Below are 20,394 nucleotides of genomic sequence, written 5' to 3'. Positions count from 1 at the left end.
CCCTCCCTCCCGTGGTGACGAGCGCATAATAAGGCCTTTGCCGCCGGACCCGAATCCATGTTCGAACTGAAACCGCACGTTCACGCCAGCAAGCGCGAGCATTACGAGGAACTCGTGCAGCAGGCGCGCGGCCTGCTGGCCGGCGAACGCAACCTGATCGCCAACGCCGCCAACTTCAGCGCGCTGGTGTTCAACAGCCTGCCCCAGCTCAACTGGTCCGGCTTCTATCTGTACGACGGCACCGAGCTGGTGGTCGGTCCGTTCCAGGGCAAACCGGCGTGCATCCGCATCGCGCTGGGCAAGGGCGTGTGCGGCACCGCCGCGCAGACGCGCCAGACGCAGATGGTGCGCGACGTCAACGCACACGCCAACCACATCGCCTGCGACGCCGCCTCGCAATCGGAGATCGTGGTGCCGCTGGTGAAAGTCGACGGTTCGCTGCTCGGCGTGTGGGATGTCGACAGCCCGGTCACCGACCGGTTCGACGACGAGGACCGCGCCGGCATGGAAGCACTGTGCGCCGTGTTCATGGATGCCGTGCGCGCCTGACCGCTTTTGCGCGTAGCAGCCCGCTCGCGGGCAATGCTCCTGCTCTGAATCTTGCCGAAGAAAAAAGCATCACCCGCAAGCGGGCTCCTGCTCACCTGCAGCCAGGCATGACTCGACTCAGCGGTCGCGTGGCGTATGCAGCAACGCCATCACCGCCGCACGCGCTTCGTCCACGCCGGTACCGGCGCTGGACGAGAACATCTGCGCCGCCTGCCCTTCGCCGAGCGTCTTGCGCACCGCCGCCCAGGCCTGTGTCGCCTGGCTGCGCGACAGTTTGTCGGCCTTGGTCAGCAGCAGGTGGCAAGGCAGGTGGGTGGCCGCGCAAAAATCCAGCATCATCCGGTCGAACTCCTTCAGCGGGTGGCGGATGTCGGCGATCAGCACCACGCCACGCAAGCTCTGGCGTCGATGCAGGTAGAGATCGATCTCTCGCTTCCAGTGCTCGCGCAGTTCCTCCGGCACCTTGGCGTAGCCGTAGCCGGGAAGGTCGATCAGGCGGGCTTCGGTGCCATCGCCCAGCGGCGGCAGCGCGAACGACACCATCTGCTGGGTCCGCCCCGGCGTCTTGGAGGTGCGTGCCAGTCCCTTATGGTTGGTCAGCGTGTTGAGCGCGCTGGACTTGCCGGCATTGGAACGGCCGGCAAATGCCACTTCGGCGCCCTGGTCGGCGGGAAGCTGGTTGATGCGATGGGCGGCCAGCGTGAACTGTGCGCCTTGGAGTGGATTGGACATGGTTTGACCGGTTGCGGTGGCACGGAGATAATCCGGGGGTTTCTGCCAGTCATGGGTGCGCGCGACATTTCGAGCGCGCCGTGCAGCCACAAGCAGTTTTCCTGGAGACAAGTGTATGAGTTTTCGGCCTGTCGGTTCTCGACCTGCTGTAGTCAGCGCAGTCGCTCTCGCCCTTGCACTGTCCGCAGGCATGGTTTCGGCACATGCTGCCACCACTCAGGCCAAGGCTCCCGCTACCGCCAGCAGCACCGCCAAACCAGCCGCTGCCAGCACCTCCACGGCGCCCGCTGCCGCCGCCAGCGCCGCCCCTGCGGCCACGCCCGTCGCCATGGCCGCGGTGAAACCCGGCGATCCCAAGGCTGGCCAGACCAAGGCGGCCGCCTGCGGCGCCTGTCACGGCATGGATGGCAATTCCACCGATCCGCAATACCCGAAGCTGGCCGGCCAGAGCGAGCAGTACATCGTCCACCAGTTGCAGAATTTCAAGAGCGGCAAGCGCCAGAACCCGATCATGCTGGGCATGGCCACCCCGCTGTCCGAGCAGGACATGCATGACATCGCCGCCTGGTTCGCCAGTCAGAAGGTCCTGCCCGGCGTGGCCGACCAGGCGCTGGTCGAAGCCGGCGAAAAACTCTATCGCGAAGGCGATGCCAAGCGCGGCATTCCCGCCTGCATGGCGTGTCACAGCATCGACGGCAGCGGCAACCCCGGCGCGATGTATCCGCACCTCGGCGGCCAGCACGCGCAGTACATCGAGGCCCAGCTGAAGGGCTGGCACGATGGCGACAGCTGGGGTACCGATGCCCATTCGCAGATCATGCCGGCGATCGCCAAGAAGCTCGACGCGCAGGACATCAGCGCCGTGGCCAGCTACATCGAAGGCCTGCATGCGGCCGATGCCGCCGGTGCAGCCGCGCCGGCAGCCACCGCGCAATAAGGCTCCTGTTCCCGACCCCGGTGCGGGCAGCCGGGGCCGCGAGCACGCATTCCGCCCGCGACCGCCATGGCGGTCGACACTGTTGCCCCCAGAGGTCAAGTCATGCTGAAGCGTTTGCCGTTCCTTTGCGCCGCCCTGTTCGCGCTCGCTGCCTGCAGCAGTTCCAACAGTGACACCGCCGCCACGCCGGCGCCTGCCGCGCCTGCCACCACCACGACAGCCCCGGCCGCCAGCGCACCGGCGACACCGGCGCCCGCCAGTACCGCGACCGCTCCCGCAGCCAGCAGCACCGCCGCTGCCGCTGCCGCGTCGACGGACACCAGCACACCGCCGCCCGCTCCTGCCGCGGCACCCGCCGAACCGTTCGTGGACAACGGCAAGTGGGTCGAGGGCAAGAACTACTTCCTGATCCAGCCGGCGCAGCCGACCGACCAGCCCGGCAAGGTGGTCGTCACCGAAGTGTTCTCCTACGCCTGCCCGGCCTGCGACCACTTCCACCCGATCTGGGACCGCCTGGTGCGCAGCATGCCCGCCAACGTGGTGGTGGAATACCTTCCCGCCGCGTTCCGCCCGGACGAAAACTGGCCGCTGTTCCAGCGCGCCTACTTCGCCGCCAAGGCGCTGGGTGTGGCCGACAAGACCTACGACGCGATGTTCGATGCCGCCTGGAAGACCGGCGAACTGGCTACCTACGACCTCGCCGCCGGCCGGCCCAAGCCGAAGTCGGCCTGGCCCACTCTGGACGACGTGGCCAAGTTCTACGCCAAGTACGGCGTTGATCCGAAGCAGTTCATCGGCGTGGCCAACTCCTTCAGCGTGAACACGCAGATGAAGCGCGCCGACGATCAGCTCAAGGCCTTCGGCGTCGCCGAAACGCCGACCATCGTGGTCAACGGCAAGTACCGTCTGACCCCGATCAGCGCCGGCAAGAACTACGACGACACCATCGCGCTGACCAAGTGGCTGGTCGCCAAGGAAACCGCCGGCAAGTAAGCCGCATCCGCCACGCCCGGCCATGCCGGGCGTGGCCGTCGCTCCATTCGCAACCCAGCGGCGCGCGACTGCCGCGCCCGCGGAGAAACTCCATGTCCAAGCGATTCGCCTCGATGCGCATGCTCGCCCTGCTCGGCGGACTGGTGCTCGCCAGCGCCTGCAGCGCGGCCAGCAACAGTGCCACGGCGCCTTACACGAATGGCGACGAGTACGTGACCTTGCCCGGCCCGCACCAGCGCTACAGCAATGACGGCAAGGTGGAAGTGGTGGAGGTGTTTTCCTACGCGTGCATCCACTGCGCGGAATTCGCACCGGATGCGGAAAAGCTGCGCAAGGCGCTTCCGCCGGGTGTGAAGTTCAAGCTGTTGCCGGCACCGTTCAACCAGGCCTGGCTGCCGTACGCACGCGCCTTCTATGCCGCCAAGCAGTTGGGCGTGGTGCAGCAGACCCACCTGAAGCTGTTCGTGGAAAAGTTCGCCCAGCACTATCCGCTCAACTCGCTGGATGACCTGGCCGATTTCTACGCGCGCCAGGGCGTCAACCGCGCCAAGTTCATGCAAATCGCCACCTCGCCAGAGGCCACCACGGCACTCAAGGCCGATTTGGCGCTGATCCAGAAATGGGGCGTGGACGCCACACCGACCATCGTCGTCGACGGCAAGTACCGCAGCAACAACATCACCAGCTACAGCCAACTGGTCGCGCTGACCCAGTGGCTGGTCAAGCGTGAACTGGCCGAAAAGGGTGGCAAGTAAACACCCTCCGGCATGCCGGGCGTTCACGCCCGGCACCGTTTTCGCGGTGTAACGTGATCCGATGACCCGCAACGCTCCCGACACCGCCGGACGCCGCCTGCGCCTGCTGAGCTGCAACATCCTCGCCGGCGGCAGCGTGCAGCGTTACAGCGAATACGTCACCCGCAGCCTCAGCGCCGTGCTGCCGGGGCGCAGCAAGCTGGACAACCTCGACCGCCTCGCCGACCTGCTGCCACAGTTCGACGTGATCGGCCTGCAGGAAGCCGACGCCGGCGGCCTGCGCTCGGGTTTCCTCAACCAGACCCGCTACCTCGCCGAAACCTCCGGCATGCCGTTCTGGAGCCACCAGCCAAACCGGCCGATGGCGCGACTGGCGCACTCGGCCAACGGGCTGATCAGCCGGCTCGAACCGCAGGCGGTGATCGACTATCCGCTGCCCAGCCGCATCCCGGGCCGTGGTGCGCTGCTGGCCCGCTTCGGCGACGGTGACGATGCATTGGCGGTGATGATTGCCCATCTCTCGCTGAGCGCACAGGCCCGCGCGCGCCAGCTCGCCTACATCGCCGAAGTGCTGCAGGACTATCGCCACGTGGTGTTGATGGGCGACCTGAATACCGATGCGCGCAGCACCGAAATGGATCACCTGTTCTCGCGCAGCAACCTGCAGCCGCCGGCGCAACCCACGCCCACCTTCCCCAGTTGGAAGCCGCGCAAGGCGCTGGACCATATCCTCATTTCGCCATCGATCACGCTGGAGAAAGTCTGGACGCTGCCGCAGGCGTTCTCCGACCACCTGCCAATCGCTGCCGAAGTGCGCCTGCCCGCGCTTGCCGTCGGGAAAAAACGTTGAGCTTACGTCGACTGCTGTCGCTGGCGCTCCCTTGGCTGCTTGTCATCGTGGCGGCCCTGCTGGCAGCGTGGCTGCGTTTTGACCTGGTGCAACCGCCCGCGCTGGCGCACCAGTGCAGCGCCGGCAACGGCCCGGCGTGGTGCCCGTTGCGCACACTCGCCGTGCAAGCCTTCCTCAGCTATGCGTACGGCTACGCCGCACTGGCCGCCGCCGTGCTGGCACTGCTGTGGAAACACATCTTCCCCGCATGGCTGGCCGCTGCCTTGGGCGCATTCGCGTTGATGATGTATTGCCCCGACGCCGGTGCGCTCGCGCTGCTGGTCGGCAGCCTGCGCCTGCTACGGCTGCAGGCGACGAACACGGCGCCACTCGGCGAACACCGGCACGGCGATCGCCAGGCACAGCCCCAGCCATAGCCACGCCGCCACGTTCTGCCTGCATTCCTGCACCACGATCACCACACCGAGCAGCGGTGCCGCCACGGCGAGAAAGCGCTGTTCCAGCGACGGCATCGGCATGGCACGTTGCAGCAACGCCAATACCGCGTAGCCGATGCACGGCAGCGCAAACAGGCCCAGCGGGAAGTCGCGGTAGCGCCCGTCGAATACCTGCAGCAATCCGTACAGCGCCAGCGCAAACAGCCAGGTGAAACGCCAGCCCTGCCACGGCACCGTCGCGAACTCACCGTGATCCAGCCCGGCGGCGATCGCCCGCGCCAGGCGCAAGGCCACCCCCAACGCCAGCACGCAGGCGGCGATCGAGATCGACCAGTCCCAACCGTTCGTGCAGGCATACATCATCTGCCGCGCCTGCCACGCCAGCGCGGCACCTGCCGCCACGCCCGCCAGCGCTGCGGCGAGCCAGCCACGTGCGCCGCGGCGCCAGCCGGCCAGCAGCGCGAACAGCAAACCGCCTGCCGCAGCTGCCAGCCAGCCCAGCCACCAGCGCGGCACTTCGGTGACCGGGCCGCGCATCGGAAACTTCGGTTTCGCCTGCGCGTCGAAGATGCCCCAGTAGCCGCCCACGGTGCCTTCCTGCGTGCGCTTCCACGGCTGGTCGAACGCCTCGATCACGTTGTACGGCATCTTCACCGTGGCCGCGTAGGCAAGGAATTCGCGCAGGTAGCGCGCCTCGTTCACCACGCTGGGCACGGCGGCCCGGCGCGGGCGACCTTCGCTGGGCCAGCCGGTTTCGCCGATCATCACCCGCTTGCCGGGAAACGCCCGCTGCATCTGCGCATATACCCGGGCGACATGGCGCACGGCGTGTTCGGGCGAGACTGGCGCGTCCTCCCAGTACGGCAGGATATGGATGGTGAGGTAATCCACCGCCGCGGCCATGTGCGGATAACGCAGCCAGTTCTCCCAAACGTCGGCGTAGCTCACCGGCACCGACGCGGGAATCGCCGCGCGCACTTGTCGTATATCGGCCGTCAGCGCCTTGGGCGAAAGCTCGCCACGCAGCAACACCTCGTTGCCCACGATCACCCCGCGCAATGCCTGCGGATGTGCGCGCGCGTTGGCGATGCCCTGCGCGATTTCGCGGGCATTCGCCCTGGCGTCGCGGTCCAGCCAGATGCCCATCAGCACCTTCATGCCGTAGCGCTGCGCGATCGCCGGCACCGCCGACAGGCCTTGTCCCTGCGAATACGTGCGCACGCAATCGAAGCGCTGCGACAACGCGCGCAAGTCCTCATCGATACGGGCCGGGCTGATGAAGGCATGCGGATCGAACGGCGTCTCGCCCGACAACCGGTACGGCGCATAGGACACGCAGGCGATGCGCGTGGAAGGTGCATCCGGCAGATTCACCGGCCGTCCCGCCGACCACCACCACCCCAGGCCGGCCACAGCCGCCAGCACCAGCAACAGCCAGGCCGGCCAGGTCGATCGTGATGGAAGCGCGGGCGATGATGACATGCCGTTCCTTGGTGCGATGCAGGCAGTAACGATGAAGGCGAGCCAGCTTAACAGTCCGCTTCACGCCGGCCCGATACGGCGCATGAATTACACTCGTCAAGGAATGCATGCAGGAGCTCCCATGTCCCCCCACGTCCCCGCCCCTCGCCGCTTCCGCCATCGACTGCTCACGCTGTTGGGCGGCGTGTTGCTGGCCGGCTCGGCCACCGCGCAGGCGCCCGCCACCGACACACTGACCGCGCAACGCACCGCGTTCCGCCAGGCCTGGACTTCCGCCACCCAGCAGGGCGGCAACGGCTGGCGCGCGCTGGCCACGAACCTGCGCGACTATCCGCTGTACCCGTACCTGCCTGCCGCCGCACTGGAACACGACATCCGACAGGTTGACCTGCCTACCGTGCAGGCCTACCTGAAGCAGTATCCCGAGCTGATCCCGGCCCAGGACCTGCGCCGCAACTTCCTCGAAGAACTGGCGCGCCGCAAGGACTGGCAGGGCTTCCGCACGCTGTACCAGCCCGGCATCAACCTCACCCTGACCTGCGATGCCTTGCAGGCGAAACTGGCCGACGGCACGGCACTGAATTTCCAGCAGGATCTGGCCGCCCTGTGGCAGCACGCCAGCCTGCCGAACGCCTGCGATCCGGTGCTGCAGGCCGCCCACGACCAGGGATTGCTTACCGACGCACGGCTGTGGGCGCGCATCGATCGCGCTTTCGATGCCGACAAGGGCGGCACCGTCGCCGCGCTGGCGGGCTGGCTTCCCGATGACCAGAGGCAGACCGCGCTGAAACTGGCGCAAGCACTGCGCGACCCCGCCGCCGCGGCCACCGCCGCGGCCCAATGGCCCGACACCGTGCGGCTGCGCCAAGCCGCCGCCACGGCGCTGCAACGGCTGGCCCGGCGCGCACCGGACACGGCCAACACCGACTGGCAAACCCTGCAACACCATTTCCACTTCAGCAGCGCCCAGCGCAATGCCATACGCCACGCGGTGGTGCTGTTCCGCGCCACCGATTTCGAACCGGATTCGCTGAGCCAGCTGATCGCACTGCCGGCCGCGGCCCAAAGCGACGCCACCCGCGAATGGCGCGTGCGCGTGGCGCTGGCACAACAGGACTGGCGCGCAGTGCTGGCTGGCATCGAAGCGATGCCGGCCGAGCAGCAGAACGACGACGAATGGCGCTACTTCCGTGCTCGCGCCCTGACCGAACTGGGGCATGCGGATACTGCACAACCGCTGTTCCAGTCGCTGGCCGGACAAGCCACCTATTTCGGCTTCTTGGCAGCCGACCGCATCGGCGCCCCCTACGCCATCTGCCCGCTGCAGCCGACCATCGACCCGCAACGCGAGCCGGCCCTGCTGGCCATGCCCGGTCTGCAGCGTGCGTTCGAACTGTACGCGGTGGACCTGCCGCGACGGGCCCGCCGCGAATGGTCGCGCGCGCTGGCCGGTGCCGACGCGGCCACCCGTGCGCTGGCCGCCGACCTCGCCAACCGGCGCGGCTGGTACGACCGCGCGGTGTTCACCTTCAGCCACGGCGACATGCTGCACTACTACGACCTGCGCTTCCCGCTGGCGCGCCAGGACGGCCTGGTGGCGCAGGCCGACGAAGCCGGCATCGACCCGGCCTGGGCCTACGGCATCCTGCGCGCGGAAAGCGCGTGGATGACCGACGCGCATTCCGGTGCCGACGCCCGCGGCCTGATGCAGTTGCTGCCCGACACCGCCGCCGGCGTCGCCAAACGCAACGGGCTGGCCTGGGGCGGTGGCGACACGCTGTACGACCCGGCCGTGAACATCGCACTGGGCACGCGCCACCTGGCCGAGCTGGACGCCCGCTTCGGCGACGCGCCCTGGCTGGCCAGCGCCGCCTACAACGCCGGTTCGGCCAAGGTGAAACAGTGGCTGGGCGCGCGCGGCAGCCTGACCCCCGACGTATTCGTCGCCACCATTCCGTACAAGGAAACCCGCGAATACGTGGCGCGGGTGATGGCCTTCAGCGTGATCTACGACTGGCGCCTGCACGGCAAGGTGTTGCCGATGAGCGCGCGCATGCCAGCCTTCGTCGACCCGCCGGACGGGCAGCCACAACCCGCCGCAAGTCCAGCCGCCCATGCCGCGCGCAAAACCGTCGATTGCCCGGCCAGCGAAACGCCCGCGCCAGCCACTTCCGCACCGGCTGGCGCGACCAGCGCTCGCCAAGGGAAGCCATGAGCGCACAAAACCTTGTCGTCCTCGGCGGCACCGGTTTCGTCGGCAGCCGTCTGTTGTCGCGACTGTCGGCCGACGGCCACCGCATCACCGTGCTGTCGCGCAACCGCGAGCGACACCGCGCGCTGGCCGTGTTGCCCGGCGTGCAGGTGCGCAGCGTCGACATCTACGATGACGAAGCCCTGCGTCGTGCGCTGGATGGCGCCGACGCGGCCATCAACCTCGTCGGCATCCTCAACCCGCATGGCGCGCACACGTTCCGCCGCGCGCACGTGGAATTGACCCGTCGCCTGATCGCCGCCTGCAGCGCCACCGGCGTGCCGCGCCTGCACCAGATGAGCTCGCTGAAGGCCGGCCAGGGCCTGTCGCAATACCTCAAGACCCGCGGCGAGGCGGAGGCGTTGGTAAAAGCCTCACCGCTGCAATGGACGATCTACCAGCCCAGCGTGATCTTCGGCGAGGGCGACGGCCTGGTCCGCCGCTTCGCCAGCTTGCTGCGACGCCTGCCGGTGCTGCCGTTGGCACGCGCCAACGCCCGCCTCGCCCCCACCTGGGTCGGCGACGTGGCCGAAGCCATCGCCCGCTGTGTCCGCGACGACCACCCGGCCCGCCTGCGCAGTTTCGAACTGTACGGTCCCGAAGTGCTGACCCTCGGCGAGATCGTGCACGCCATCCGCGCTGCCGCGGGTCTGCGCACCCCGATCATCCCGCTGCCCGACGGCCTTGGTCGCGTGCAGGCGCAACTCGCCGGCCTGCTGCCCGGCACGCCGTTCTCGCTCGACAACTTCCGCAGCCTGCGTACCGATTCGGTGGGCAAGGTCGACGGCTACGCGGCACTCGGCATCGTGCCGCAGCCATTCACCCCATGGCTGCCGACACTGCTGCACGGTCCCGTGCGGCAGCGTCGGCTGGACGGCGCGCGAAAGCTGCAGCGCTGAACGATCGAACGACATCGCACAGTCGTGCCCGCCTCGTACACGCGATGCCCTGCGCTCCTCAGAGGGAAGACATTACCGGTGCGACGGCGGAACCGGTCGCGGCGCAGACGGACTATTGGCTGAGCGCATGGTTTCGACCATCCGTGGACGCCAGTCCACGCGCGGCGGCGGCATCGGACGTGGTCGCCACATGCGTTGGCGCAGACCCATGTCGGAATCGCTGACCAGGGCCAGCTGATCACCATCCTTCCAGACCCAATGCGCGGCCGCGCCATAAGGCGACGGCAACATCGACACATAGGCGAACTTCACGTCGTAGTTGCCGTCCTTGCGCGGTTCGGCACGCAGGGCCACGTTGACGATCACCTGACTGCCCACGGCATGCCCCTTGGTCATCGCCGGCTTCGCAATCCATTCGTTGAGGTTTTCCGTCAGCAGCCGCTGCAACCTCGGCGAAAGCTGCGTCGAAGGCAACACCTTGGTGACATGCCCCTTGGCATTCACCGCCACCAGCACCGGCATGACCTTGGGTTTGAAGTGCGTGAGCGACATGGATGACGCCATGGCCACGCCTCCGGACAGCATCATGGCTGCGCTTGCCAACACCATGCAAAACCGTTTCATGGGAACCTCCTGACTCGGGTCCGGAGAAGGTCACCTCTTCCGATGGAAACGCGCCCCGGAAGAGCGAACGCCTCAAGAGATCCTACTCCTTCTACCACCTGCCCACAGCGTCGGCATGCCGGGTCGCGACCAACGTGAAGCGAAACCCGTGAGGATCAGAGAGATCAGCGCCGGCGTCCACGGTTCTGTCCACGGATATCGGTGGGCAAGTAGCCGAAGCGCGCACGGAAGCGCGCGGAAAAACGCGATGCGGAGGCGTAGCCCGTGGCCAGCGCGACATGCAGTACCGGCACGTCGGTGTTCTCCAGCAACGCCAGCGCATGCGACATGCGCACATCGTGGAGCAGCTCGCGAAAGGCCACGCCCTCCATCGCCAGCTTTCGCCGCAAGGTCGGCACACTGGTCGCGGTCTCATGCGCAACCTGCTCCATCGACCACTCGGCTGACGGATCCGCCGACAGAAGCCGGCGCACCCGCTGACCGATCGACACCGGGCCCGGCGGCGGAAAATGGAAGCCCCGCTCGCCAAGCCACAGCAGCACTTCCTGCAGGCGGTGAATGGCGACGCTCGCCGGCAACCCGTCGGCGCCATCCATGCCATCGAAGGCGCGATGGAACGCCGCGCGAAATGCCTCATCCAGCGCCGTATGCCGCGCCACCCGCGGGCCGCGCGATGGGTGCAGGGCGTTGATTGCCATCAGCAATTCGGGTTGCCAGCAGATCCACAGAGCCCGATACGTACCACTGCGACCAGGCGTATTGGCAAAATCCACCACCTCGCCCGCCTGTACCGACAAGGCCTCGCCAACGCGCGCAACACACTCGCCGCCGGACCAGTGGATACGCTTGCACCCATCCTCGACCAGGATCAGCGATGCCTGTTCGACCACCACGCGATGCGTGGCCAGGTCGGAGCGTTGCACGACATGCCCGGCCGCGCCCACGCCGGGGCGAACCAGCATCGTGCGCGGCCCGGTGCCGAGCCGGACCGTGCCGGTGGCGCTACCTGTCATGGCGGATTCCATGTCGCATCAAATACCGTACGTTACCGTGAAGCTGGCTGCGCCAATCGCGTTCATGCGGGTGAGGAACCCCACCAGCGCACCACTCGCATCATCCGGCACCGGCAACGTATCCACTGCCACCGCGTGCAAGGTGAAAACATATCGGTGCGCCGCGCCGGGCGGCGGCGCGGCGCCGACGTAACCGTTGATGCCCAGGTCGGTCCGCGTTTGCCGCGCGCCGACGGGAAGCGGCATCAAACCGCTCCCCGCACCGGCCGGGAGTTCCATCGCCTCCGGCGGGATGTCCACCACCACCCAGTGCCAGAAGCCGGAGCCGGTGGGTGCGTCGGGATCGTACATGGTGAGCACCAGACTTTTGGTGCCTTCGGGCACACCTTCCCATGCCAGCCGAGGCGAGCGATTCTCGCCTTGATAGCCCGCACCATCGGACACCTGGGCCATCGGAAGAACGCCGCCCTCGTGAAGCTCGTCGCTAAACAATCGGAAAGCCATGCCTGCCTCGCACCTGTTGGAATGAGGAGCCACTTTGCCACTCGCAACATGCGTACTCGCGCCAGCGGCGCTCAATCTCCATGCCGATTCGCTCAAGGTGTCCCGGCCTGCAAAACCGGAATTTGTCCGCGACAAACGCCGTGGTGTCATGCGCCGCTCTGAGGCTACCCGTCGGCACAGGAATGATTCGGGTGGCCCGCGATGGCCAGACGGCGGACTGCTGCAAGGCAATTTCACGCGTTGGTCAGCACCCGTTCGATCATTCGTCGCTCACATCGGCATGGACGGCAGAGCCGCCGAAAACATCGCAAAGTGTACGTGCGTCACGTTTTTGCATGTCTCGTCGACGAGTGCCTGTGCGGCACCGCCCGCGTCAGCGGTCTCCGGTTTTCCGCACGCCCCATGTCACAATCCACCCATGCGCATCTATCTCGTCGGCGGCGCGGTCCGCGACAACTTGCTGGGTCGGCCAGTGGTCGATCGCGACCACGTAATCGTCGGTGCGCGGCCGGAGGAGTTGCTGGCGCAGGGCTACAAGCCGGTCGGCAAGGATTTCCCGGTGTTCCTGCACCCTGACACCGGCGAGGAATACGCGCTGGCGCGCACCGAACGCAAGACCGGGCACGGTTACCATGGCTTCGCCTTCCACGCCGACCCAACGGTAACGCTGGAACAGGATCTGGCCCGGCGCGACCTCACCATCAATGCGATTGCCGCCGATGAACACGGCAACCTGATCGACCCTTACGGCGGCGTGCACGACATCGAGGCGCGCGTGCTGCGCCACGTGTCACCCGCGTTCGCGGAAGACCCGGTCCGACTGTTGCGGGTGGCCCGCTTCACCGCGCGCTTCGCGCCACTGGGTTTCACCGTGGCGGACGAAACCATGGCACTTCTGCGACAGATGGTGCACGACGGCGAGGTGGATCACCTCGTGCCGGAGCGGGTCTGGGCAGAAACACGCAAGGCACTGGGCGAGGCACGGCCATCGGCATTCCTGCGCGTGCTGCGCGCATGCGGTGCGCTGGCCGTGCTGTTTCCCGAAGTGGATGCGTTGTACGGCGTCTCGCAACGCGCGGAATTCCATCCCGAGATCGACACCGGCATCCACGTGGAAATGGTGCTGGACGCCGCCGCGGCGATAGCGCCGGGCGACGACCTGGTCGGCTTCTGCGCGTTGGCCCACGATCTCGGCAAGGCGTTGACGCCGCCCGACATGCTGCCGCGCCACATCGGCCACGAGCAGCGCGGTGTGGCTGCAGTGCAGGCGCTGGCCACCCGATTGAAGGTGCCGACCGAACATGCCGCGCTGGCCGAACTGGTCTGCCGCGAACACCTCAACGCACACCGTGCGTTCGAGCTGAAGCCTGCCACCGTGCTGAAGCTGCTGGTCGCGCTGGATGGGTTGCGCCGGCCCGAACGGCTGGACGTTTTCCTGGCGGCCTGTGTTGCCGACAAGCGCGGCCGGCCGGGCCACGAGCACGACGACTACCCGCAGGCCGACTGGCTACGCCGCGCCCGCGACGCCGCGGCGGCCGTCGTGGCGGCGCCTTTCGTGGCGCAAGGCCTGCAGGGCCCCGCCATTGGCGCGGCGATGGAACGCGCGCGGATCGACGCGATTGCGACGGCGAAGAGTGAACTTCCGTCTCGGCAGGTCAATCCCTCGTAGAAGCGGCTTCAACCGCGATGGCTTGGCTCAGATCACACAGGAGCATCGCGGCTGAAGCCGCCGCTCCTGCGCAAGCCGTGGCGCACACTGATTGGGCTACCGCAACAACCGGCGCTCAACACCCGCCAGCACATGCGCCAGCGGCGTGCGCAACAGCAACAAGGCCAGCGCGATACCGACACCGTCAGCCAGCACGTCGAGCGCATCGGCATCACGCGGTGGGTCCAGCCACTGCGCGAACTCGATGAAGATGCCGAAGCCGAGGCACAGCAGCGCGCTGCCGATGCGGCCGCGGCGGGAGTGGTGGATGTTGCCCCACCAGCCCATCAGGCAGGTTAAGGTGAAGGCGTGCAGCAGCTTGTCGCCTTGGGGGAAGTCGAGCGCAATGTCGGGATCGGGCGTCAATGCCATCCACAGCGTCCATGCCATCACCAGCACGCCGATAACCGTCCAGGCGCGATGCCAGCGCAACCGCACCAGCGCTTCGCTCACAAGCGGCCGCCCTGGTCGGCGGCGAGCAACTCGGCGGGCAGCGGCAGCACGTCCAGTCCCCGCGCCAGCAGCATGGCCTGGAAGCTTTCGCCCATCTGCTCCGGCAGGGTCAGCCGCTTCACCTGCTGTGCCAGGCGGTAACGCGTGGCCTCGTCGGCGGCCTGCGTGTAGGCATCCTCGAACACCTGCTGCAAGTCGCTGCCGATCAGGAATTGCGCTTGCGGCAAATAGGCGGCCACGCCGAAGCCGGCTTGGTTGCCGGCTTCGGCCAGCGCGGTGAAATCGACCGAGGCGGTGAGGTCGTTCAGCCCCGGCCACCACAGCGGGTCGGCGTGGGCGTGGTGGCGGTAATGCGCCATCAGCGTGCCGTCGCAGCGCTCCGGCAGGTAGAACTCGCGGCGCACGTAGCCGTAGTCGACGAACAGCATCACGCCGGCGTCGAGCGTGCCGGCCACGGCCTGCATCCAGTACGGCAGCTGCGGCAGGACTTCCGAACGGTAGCCGTCCGCGAAGGCTTCGCCGAGGTCGCGCTCGACATGCCGCACGGCGCCGGCCACCAGGGCATCGGCAGGCCGGTCGGTGCGGGCGAGGCGACCTTCGCCGTCCAGCACCACGTGTTCCTCGTACACCTCGCCGTCGCGTATCGCGAAGCGCGTGGTGGGCAGTGCATCGATCACCTCGTTGGCGAACAGCACGCCGCGCCATGCCTGCTCGGGCGGGCGATCCAGCCATTGCACCCGCGCAGCCAGTTCCGCCGGTAACGCCGCGACGAGGCGCTCGTGCTGGCGCTCGCGCAGGTCGGCACTGGGTTCAAGGATGAGGTAATGCCGCGGCAACGTGCCGCTTTCGGCGAAGGCCTTCAGCGCCACTTCGGCGAAGGCGCCACTGCCGCCGCCCAGCTCCAGGAAATCCGCCTCGTCACCCAGCTCGGCCAGCACCGGCCGCACCGTGTTCACCACGCAACGCGCAAACAATTCGCCCAGTTCGGGCGCGGTGACGAAATCGCCGGCCTCGCCGAACTTGGCCTTGCCGGCGCTGTAATAACCCAGCCCCGGCGCGTACAGGCAGCGCTCCATGTACTGCGAGAACGGCAACGGCCCCTGCGCGACAATCAATTCGCGCAGATGCTGCAGCAGTTGATCGGAATGCGCGCGCTCATCGGCGCCGGGTTCGGGGAGACGGGAAGACATGCGGGCGACTGGTTCGGCAAAGGGGTAAGGATAGCCGATGCGTCGGCCGGGGCCGTTCGTCTTCCCCCACTCCGTTCACCCTCAACGTAGGCCCGCAAGAGCCGGAGTCGAAGGGCGTTTCGACTTCCTCGCTCCTCAAAGCCGTGGCCATCCATGGCCACTCTCCGCGTGCGCTCGCTGGCGCGAGCTACGCTCAACGCGAACGGTTGAGGTTGGATCAGGTTTTCGCCAGATTGCCCCTCACCCCACCCCTCTCCCCGGCGGGGAGAGGGAGAAACAGCACGGCCTCCCCGATCGGGCGAGGGAGCAAAGCCGCGATCAGAAGTCCTTCTGCAGGCTCAGATACACGCCGCGGCGCGGGCCGAACTGCGGCGCGCCGACGCCGATGCCGCTGCCGTCGCGCAGCTCGTACGTGCGATCCAGCGCATTGATCAGCGCCAGTTGCGTGTGCAGCTTGCCGGTGCTCTGGAAATTGAAATCGTGCGACAGGCTCAGGTTGAGCTGGAAGTAGGATGGCATCGAGGCGCCGTTCGGTACCGCGCCATCCTTGCGCAGGCCGCTGCCGAACAGGTAGTCCGCGCCGATGCGGGTGGCGTCGGCGAAGCTGTAGCTGATGCCGCCCGACGAGGAATAGGTCTGGTCGTGGTCAAGGAAGATGTAGTGATCGGCGATGTAGGCCAGATCGTCCGGGCTGAAGTTGTACTGGCTGGTGATCACCTGGCTGCCCATGGCGCGGCTGGCAGCGAGGTTGAAGTAGGCGTTGAACGGTCCGTCGTTGTAGTTGGCGGTGAATTCCACGCCCTTGATGCGGCCCTTGGCGTAGTTGAAGGTGGAATACACCAGCGCGGCGCCGAACTGGCCTTCGTCCTGCAAACGCTGCACCTTGCGATAGTAGGTATCCAGGCCCAGCGTGAGGTGGGGACCCACGTTCTGCTGGATGCCGGCGTCGAAGTAGTCCGAGCGCTCGGACAACGGCGTGTTGTTGCCGTTGTCCGGCAGCGCATTGGTGGTGCCGTTGAACTTGGCGATATTCGCGGCGGTAATCGCTTCGGTGGCCGGCGGCGTGAAGTAGCGTGAGTACCCGGCGTGCAGCGTGGTGCTGCTGCCGGCCTGGTAGACCAGACCCAGGCGCGGGCTGAGCTGGCTCTCGGTACGGAATGCCTTGTACACGTCGCCCCGCAGGCCGTAGTTCACGGTCAGATTCTGGCCGATGCTCCACTCGTCCTGCACGTAGGCCGACCAGGTCCTGGCGGTGACACGGTTGGCGTCGATGATGTCGATCGGCGTGGTGCTGCTCTGGTTGCCGTTGGCATCGGCCGGGAATACCCAGGCATTGTTCGTGCTCGGCGCGCTTTCATAACTGCCGTAGAGGCCGTAGCGCAAGGTGTGGTCGTCACCCAGCGGGGTGGCGAAATCGGCCTGCAACGTGCTGGCGCGGTTGCTGCGCGAAATGCCGGACGCCACGCCGTTGAACATCAGGTCGCCGATCCTGTCCGGGGTGAAATCGAGGCTGGAATAGCGCTGGCCAAGCGACACCTGGTAATCGGTGCTGCCCAGCCTGCCCTGCAGCGAAAGCACGCCGAAACGGGTCTGTTCCCGCTGCTGCTCGTTGAGGTCGGCCGAGTTGAAATCGGTCTGGTCGAGATAACCGAACGCGGGCTGCTGGTTCGGGTTGTTCGGGATCTGGAAGCGGCTGTTGGCCGCGCCGAACATGAAGCTCAGGCGCGTATCGTTGTTGATCAGGTAGGAGATGTCGCCGAACGCCTTCACCTGGTTGGTGTGATCGTGGATCGGCTTGCGGCTGGACGTGGGGTTCTCGACACCTACGTCGTTCTCCAGGTAGTTCGCCGTGAGGAAGTAGCTCCAGCGATCGTTGCTGCCCCAGATCGAGGCATTGGGGTTGATCGAGCCGAACGAACCGCCGGTGATCCCCACGCTGCCGCCGTTGCCCAGGTCGTGGCCGCTCTTGGTGGTGATGTCCACCACGGCCGCGGTGCGCAGGCCGTATTGCGCCGGCAACGCGCCGTCGAGCAGCTTCACGTTCTGGATGGTGCGCGAATCCAGCGTCTGGCCGAAGCCGGAGATCGACTCGGGGATGATCACGCCATTGATGCGGTATTGCAGGTTGGCATGGTCGCCGCGCACATGCAGGCCGCCGTACGAATCCTGCACCACGCCCGGCGCCTGCAACAGCACCTGGTTCACCGGCGTGGCGGCGCCCAGCGGCAGTTGCGCGATCGCCTTCTGGTCGATCACGTACTGGCTGGAGCCGGTATCCGGCGACAACGCGTTGCGCGCCTGATCCAGCGCGGCCGACACATGCACCGCATCGAGCTGCTTCACCGACAGCGGCGGAGAAGCCGGCGCGGGATCGTCCGTGGCGGAAGCCGCATTCGATGACACAGCGGCCGCGCTGGCGGGGCCCGCAACCAGGGCAAAGGCAAGGCTCAGGGCAAGTGGGGTGAACTTCACGGGCAACTCCAGAAGGGGGATGAGCTTGAAATGTAATGTTATAACGTTACCATCACTTCACCCAAGTGCTCTGGCCCAGAAGTCATGCCCGCGGTCTCGTGCAGGCGAATCGCCAGCGCCAGCGGCGAATTCGATGTCGGAACCGGAATGTCCCGGGCCGTCGCCCAAGGCGTGTCCAACTGGCGCATGTGGCTTGCGCTCCGATCGCCGCGACCCGGGCGCGCGTGGCCGCTGGCTTGTATCAGGGTGATCCCGCTCCCCGTTCGACCGTTCTTCACGCAACAGGCCCTAGCATCGACACCTGTCTTTCGCCCGCAACGGTGATGCGCCATGAGCAAATCCAGGCCAACCGGCTCCGGCGACGCACTGCCGGCCGTGATCGATCCGGACGATGCCGGCGGCAGGGTTTCGCGCGCCATCCTCGATTTCGTCAGCCACATCCCGGCCAGCCGCGTGGACAACCACGCGCAGCCGGAAGCCGAGGCACGTCGGCTGGCCAACCGTGCCGCGCAACGCGCCGCGCTCACTGCCGGTTCGCTGGCGTTGCCGCCGGGTCCGTTGGGCTGGCTCACGGTGCTGCCGGAGCTGTTGGCGATCTGGAAAATCCAGGCGCAGCTGGTTAGCGACATCGCCGCCGCCTACGGCCGCCATGCCGAACTCGGCCGCGAGCAGATGCTGTGGTGCCTGTTCCGCCACACCACCGCGCAGGCATTCCGCGACGTGGCGATACGCATGGGCGACCGGCTGCTGTTCCGCCGCTTGTCGCACGGCATGATCGAACGCATTGCCAAGCAGGTGGGCGTCAAGCTCAGCCGTCGCGCGCTGGGCGAAGGCTTGTCGCGCTGGATGCCGGTGATCGGCGCACTCGGCGTGGGCGCCTACGCCTATTACGACACCGGCCAGGTGGCCGCCACCACCATCGCCATGATGGAGCAGGGTTTCGGCACCGCCGATGAGGGCGACGCCGCCGAACCGGCCGCCACGCCACGCAAGCCATCGACGACGAAACATGTCGTCGCCCGACTTGTGCGCCGACGCGGCAAATCCGATACCGAGTGAGTGCCACGGATGACGCCCCGGCCGCTTTGCGGCAAGCTGGCCGCATGAATCGATGCCGCGCAGGAGCCCCCGCATGAAAGCACGCCACGAGCGCCCCATCGTCCTTGTCACCGGCGGTGCGCGACGCGTCGGCGCGGTGATCGCCCGCACGCTGCACGCGGCCGGTTACGACCTGGCCCTGCACTGTCGTCATTCGGTGGCTGAAGCCGAGGCGCTGGCCGCCGAACTGGAACAATTGCGCGCCGACAGCACGCTGGTGCTGCAGGCCGATCTGGCTGACCCGGAGGCACCGGCGGCGCTGATCGACACCTTGCTGGCGCAGACCGGCCGCCTCGATGCACTGGTCAACAACGCCTCGGCGTTCTTTCCCACGCCGGTAGGCAGCGCCACGCTGGCGCAGTGGGATGACTTGTTCGCATCGAACGCGCGCGCGCCATTCTTCCTGGCCCAGGCCGCCACGCCCGCCCTGCGCGCGGCACGCGGTGCGATCGTGAACCTGGTGGACATCTACGCCGAGCGTCCGCTCGCCGATCACCCGCTGTACTGCATGGCCAAGGCCGCACTGGCGGCGATGACGCGCTCGCTGGCACTGGACCTGGCCCCGGAAGTACGCGTCAACGGCGTGGCGCCAGGCGCGGTGCTGTGGCCGAACAACGGCATGGCTTATACCGACCAGCAGGCGTTGCTGGCGCGTACGCCGCTGGAACGCGCCGGCTCGCCCGAGGACGTGGCCGGCGCCGTGCGCTGGCTGTTGCATGACGCGCCGTTCGTCACCGGCCAGATCATCGCGGTGGACGGCGGCCGCACCTTGTCGGTGTAAGCGCCGGGCCCGATTCGCGGTTGCGACGCGGCTACTTGTCGTTCGCCTTGGCGACGTCGTGCACATCGTCGACCAACGCCACGATTCCGCGATGCGCATCGCTGTCGACATCGTCATCGAACAACACGCTGTCGATGGTGCGTTTGGCCGTATGCACGCTCAACGTCACGCGCCTGGCCGCGATGACTTGGCGCAACACGTCCAGCGTGGTCTGGAATCCGCGCGTGGACGTTTCGCCCGCCAATTGCCTGGCCGCGCTGTAGTCGCGGTGATCCTGGTGAGCCATTTCGCTGTAGCGCGTCGGCAGCGGCGCTTCGGTCAGCGGCACCTGGCGGCCATCGATATCCAGCACGGCATCATGGATCACCGCGTAACCACCCTGGGTCTGCACCACCAACACGGCATGCTCCGGCGCGTTGGAGGTCCAGCCTCCGCCCAGCGCACTGCAGATCGCGCTCTTGCCGCAATTCGTCATGCGGGGAGTGATCCACACCTGCTGCATGCCATCGGCATGGCTGGTTTGCGCACGGATCTTCGGGTGGTGATGGAAAACGGCGCAGCCGTTCAGCAACAGGGCGATTCCCAGGGCGACGACAAGCTTGCTATGCATGGTTCCTCCTTGATGATTTCGGTCGCAATGCCGGACCCATCCGGGTTCCGGCAGCC

20 protein-coding genes are annotated in these 20,394 nt (G+C 67.1%); 11 read left to right on the top strand and 9 right to left on the bottom strand.

Features of this window, described 5'->3' with window-relative positions; translation table 11 throughout:
- Positions 1-57: 57 nt before the first annotated feature.
- The gene (locus AB7849_RS07130) at positions 58-549 is read left to right on the top strand and encodes a GAF domain-containing protein (RefSeq protein WP_008215934.1); all 492 of its coding nucleotides are present in this window, start codon (positions 58-60) and stop codon (positions 547-549) included.
- A gap of 117 nt (positions 550-666) precedes the next feature.
- Here the strand turns inward: AB7849_RS07130 and yihA are convergent, their stop codons facing one another.
- Positions 667-1,281, bottom strand: coding sequence for a ribosome biogenesis GTP-binding protein YihA/YsxC (gene yihA / locus AB7849_RS07125; RefSeq protein ID WP_008215935.1), 615 nt, complete (start codon positions 1,279-1,281; stop codon positions 667-669).
- A gap of 190 nt (positions 1,282-1,471) precedes the next feature.
- Here yihA and AB7849_RS07120 point away from each other — a divergent pair, with 190 nt between their 5' ends.
- From AB7849_RS07120 to AB7849_RS07100, 5 genes are all read left to right on the top strand, one after another.
- Positions 1,472-2,218 (top strand): c-type cytochrome, encoded by a 747-nt coding sequence (locus AB7849_RS07120; RefSeq protein ID WP_245734942.1) that lies wholly within the window; start codon positions 1,472-1,474, stop codon positions 2,216-2,218.
- Positions 2,219-2,320: 102 nt separating this feature from the next.
- Positions 2,321-3,211 (top strand): thiol:disulfide interchange protein DsbA/DsbL, encoded by an 891-nt coding sequence (locus AB7849_RS07115; RefSeq protein ID WP_369500757.1) that lies wholly within the window; start codon positions 2,321-2,323, stop codon positions 3,209-3,211.
- A gap of 92 nt (positions 3,212-3,303) precedes the next feature.
- A complete protein-coding gene (locus AB7849_RS07110) occupies positions 3,304-3,966 on the top strand; it encodes a thiol:disulfide interchange protein DsbA/DsbL (RefSeq protein ID WP_008213591.1) in 663 nt (220 codons plus the stop codon).
- A 61-nt stretch (positions 3,967-4,027) separates the two neighbouring features.
- The gene (locus AB7849_RS07105; RefSeq protein WP_369500755.1) at positions 4,028-4,816 is read left to right on the top strand and encodes an endonuclease/exonuclease/phosphatase family protein; all 789 of its coding nucleotides are present in this window, start codon (positions 4,028-4,030) and stop codon (positions 4,814-4,816) included.
- The gene (locus AB7849_RS07100) at positions 4,813-5,232 is read left to right on the top strand and encodes a hypothetical protein (RefSeq protein ID WP_008213587.1); all 420 of its coding nucleotides are present in this window, start codon (positions 4,813-4,815) and stop codon (positions 5,230-5,232) included. Before AB7849_RS07105 ends, AB7849_RS07100 begins: the two co-directional genes overlap by 4 nt.
- On the opposite strand, the gene AB7849_RS07095 is transcribed toward AB7849_RS07100, so the two are convergent.
- A complete protein-coding gene (locus tag AB7849_RS07095; RefSeq protein WP_369500754.1) occupies positions 5,155-6,735 on the bottom strand; it encodes a glycoside hydrolase family 17 protein in 1,581 nt (526 codons plus the stop codon). The two genes, AB7849_RS07100 and AB7849_RS07095, sit on opposite strands and share 78 nt — an antisense overlap.
- A gap of 121 nt (positions 6,736-6,856) precedes the next feature.
- Here AB7849_RS07095 and AB7849_RS07090 point away from each other — a divergent pair, with 121 nt between their 5' ends.
- A complete protein-coding gene (locus AB7849_RS07090; protein ID WP_369500752.1) occupies positions 6,857-8,950 on the top strand; it encodes a transglycosylase SLT domain-containing protein in 2,094 nt (697 codons plus the stop codon).
- Positions 8,947-9,885, top strand: coding sequence for a complex I NDUFA9 subunit family protein (locus tag AB7849_RS07085; RefSeq protein WP_369500751.1), 939 nt, complete (start codon positions 8,947-8,949; stop codon positions 9,883-9,885). Before AB7849_RS07090 ends, AB7849_RS07085 begins: the two co-directional genes overlap by 4 nt.
- 72 nt (positions 9,886-9,957) lie before the next feature.
- Here the strand turns inward: AB7849_RS07085 and AB7849_RS07080 are convergent, their stop codons facing one another.
- The 3 genes from AB7849_RS07080 to AB7849_RS07070 form a co-directional block, all read right to left on the bottom strand.
- On the bottom strand, positions 9,958-10,509 hold the full coding sequence (locus tag AB7849_RS07080) for a hypothetical protein (RefSeq protein WP_037101308.1): 552 nt from the start codon (positions 10,507-10,509) through the stop codon (positions 9,958-9,960).
- A 164-nt stretch (positions 10,510-10,673) separates the two neighbouring features.
- Positions 10,674-11,522 carry a helix-turn-helix transcriptional regulator gene (locus AB7849_RS07075; RefSeq protein ID WP_369500750.1) on the bottom strand — a complete coding sequence of 283 codons (849 nt, stop codon included), beginning with the start codon at positions 11,520-11,522 and terminating at the stop codon, positions 10,674-10,676.
- Between the two features lie 18 nt (positions 11,523-11,540).
- The gene (locus AB7849_RS07070) at positions 11,541-12,026 is read right to left on the bottom strand and encodes a YbhB/YbcL family Raf kinase inhibitor-like protein (protein WP_008207847.1); all 486 of its coding nucleotides are present in this window, start codon (positions 12,024-12,026) and stop codon (positions 11,541-11,543) included.
- Positions 12,027-12,444: 418 nt separating this feature from the next.
- Here AB7849_RS07070 and AB7849_RS07065 point away from each other — a divergent pair, with 418 nt between their 5' ends.
- Positions 12,445-13,695 carry a multifunctional CCA addition/repair protein gene (locus AB7849_RS07065; protein ID WP_369500749.1) on the top strand — a complete coding sequence of 417 codons (1,251 nt, stop codon included), beginning with the start codon at positions 12,445-12,447 and terminating at the stop codon, positions 13,693-13,695.
- Positions 13,696-13,791: 96 nt separating this feature from the next.
- Here AB7849_RS07065 and AB7849_RS07060 read toward each other — a convergent pair whose 3' ends face one another.
- From AB7849_RS07060 to AB7849_RS07050, 3 genes are all read right to left on the bottom strand, one after another.
- On the bottom strand, positions 13,792-14,187 hold the full coding sequence (locus tag AB7849_RS07060; protein WP_008211175.1) for a VanZ family protein: 396 nt from the start codon (positions 14,185-14,187) through the stop codon (positions 13,792-13,794).
- Positions 14,184-15,377 (bottom strand): class I SAM-dependent methyltransferase, encoded by a 1,194-nt coding sequence (locus tag AB7849_RS07055; protein ID WP_008211174.1) that lies wholly within the window; start codon positions 15,375-15,377, stop codon positions 14,184-14,186. The genes AB7849_RS07060 and AB7849_RS07055 overlap by 4 nt, the downstream gene beginning before the upstream one ends.
- 318 nt (positions 15,378-15,695) lie before the next feature.
- Entirely contained in the window at positions 15,696-17,849 is a 2,154-nt protein-coding gene (locus AB7849_RS07050) for a TonB-dependent receptor (RefSeq protein WP_008211171.1), read from the bottom strand.
- 330 nt (positions 17,850-18,179) lie between these two features.
- On the opposite strand from AB7849_RS07050, the gene AB7849_RS07045 reads away from it, so the two are divergent.
- Both AB7849_RS07045 and AB7849_RS07040 read left to right on the top strand, forming a co-directional pair.
- Positions 18,180-18,908, top strand: a complete 729-nt coding sequence (locus AB7849_RS07045; RefSeq protein WP_008211170.1) for a hypothetical protein — start codon at positions 18,180-18,182, stop codon at positions 18,906-18,908.
- 73 nt (positions 18,909-18,981) lie between these two features.
- Positions 18,982-19,728: a pteridine reductase gene (locus tag AB7849_RS07040; RefSeq protein ID WP_008211168.1), complete on the top strand. Its 747-nt coding sequence runs from the start codon at positions 18,982-18,984 to the stop codon at positions 19,726-19,728.
- A gap of 31 nt (positions 19,729-19,759) precedes the next feature.
- Here the strand turns inward: AB7849_RS07040 and AB7849_RS07035 are convergent, their stop codons facing one another.
- Positions 19,760-20,338: a hypothetical protein gene (locus AB7849_RS07035; RefSeq protein ID WP_008211166.1), complete on the bottom strand. Its 579-nt coding sequence runs from the start codon at positions 20,336-20,338 to the stop codon at positions 19,760-19,762.
- Positions 20,339-20,394 lie beyond the last annotated feature (56 nt).

Source organism: Rhodanobacter sp. FW021-MT20, from assembly GCF_041107475.1.
Lineage (GTDB): Bacteria > Pseudomonadota > Gammaproteobacteria > Xanthomonadales > Rhodanobacteraceae > Rhodanobacter_A > Rhodanobacter_A glycinis.
The sequence above is the reverse complement of the archived record's forward strand: the minus strand, read 5'-3'. Positions and strand labels throughout refer to the sequence as shown.